The sequence below is a fragment of the Leisingera coralii genome (assembly GCF_049056525.1).
Classification (GTDB): Bacteria; Pseudomonadota; Alphaproteobacteria; order Rhodobacterales; family Rhodobacteraceae; genus Leisingera; species Leisingera coralii.
Window position 1 is genome coordinate 1 of the sequence record NZ_JBHUPT010000042.1, and the last position, 1,039, is coordinate 1,039.

Genomic DNA, 1,039 nt, shown 5'->3' on the forward strand with positions numbered 1-1,039 from the left:
CTTCGCACCAATCTCCTGGATCGGCTTCTTCTGCGCTTCCCGCGCGATCTCAATGTCACTCTTGTAGCTCATGGCAAGGTTCCTGCTGAGTTTGCATACGATCGCCGGCACAAGGATGCCGGTTTCGCGATAGACTTAGCCAATATGCGGCAAAACACGCGCGTGATTTCCGACATTATCCTGCCTTGAAGCGGCGTGGGCTCTTTCCCCGCGCCGCTCCCGGTTCCTTAAAGGAAACGCATTCCCTTAAAAGAGGGATGTCAGGGTGCCCAGGCGCGCTGATCCGGCACTAAGAGGGTGAGTCTGGCACCCAGGGACAGGGTTCCGGGGCGCTCCACCCAGGCGGTGATTCCCCGTCGATTCTGTGCGGCCGGCTTGAACCGGGCGCCAAAGCCCGCATGGCCCTTTTCGATCTCCCGGCCTGGCAGCACGCAGGGGCGGTTTTCCATATCCACGGTCAAGGTCGCCCCGTCCGGCCCCTGCAGGCGCGAGGACGGCGGCACAAAGGTGAAATCCGGGATGCCGCGCAGCACTGCGGTGGCGCCCAGATGGGCAGGATCGATCCGCTCCATCCCCATGTCCGCCGCGATCAGCGCCAGTTCCTCTTCCGACAGGATCGTGAGCTGGCGCACGTTGCGGATTTCGGTGCCTTCCGGATAGAGATTGCGGACCCGCACGCAGGAGGCCCGGTTTTCGCCCTCATGGCGCGCCCCCGCAATTCCGCCGAAACCGAGCGCCAGCCTGTCCGAGGGAACCGCCTGCAGCCCGGCCCCTGCCGGGACGCTGCCCAGCCAAATGATTTCGCCGCTGAAACCGCTGTCGCGCAATACCGGCATTCCGGTTCTCCTTAAATGAATTTTTCCTGTGGAGCGGACCTTACCGGCTTTTCCCGCAGCTGCCACCCGGGAACGGCCAGCCGGGGAGCCCCCCGCCCCCAGGCCGGAGGCAACACCCCGGAACCAGCGCAGGCGCAGCGCGCCTGCGGATCGGATCGCCTTGGCGATCCGATCCGGGCGGGGGCCGCGGCGGGCAGCTTTGC

Annotated in this window: 2 protein-coding genes; one reads left to right on the forward strand and one right to left on the reverse strand. The window is 65.1% G+C overall.

Going from position 1 to position 1,039, the window contains the following annotated elements:
* Nucleotides 1-189 (forward strand): hypothetical protein (locus ACFMBG_RS14900; RefSeq protein ID WP_421055487.1); only part of this gene is annotated, 189 nt, incomplete at its 5' end.
* A gap of 71 nt (nucleotides 190-260) precedes the next feature.
* On the opposite strand, the gene ACFMBG_RS14905 is transcribed toward ACFMBG_RS14900, so the two are convergent.
* The gene (locus ACFMBG_RS14905) at nucleotides 261-836 is read right to left on the reverse strand and encodes an MOSC domain-containing protein (RefSeq protein WP_421055486.1); all 576 of its coding nucleotides are present in this window, start codon (nucleotides 834-836) and stop codon (nucleotides 261-263) included.
* Between the last annotated feature and the right edge of the window lie 203 nt (nucleotides 837-1,039).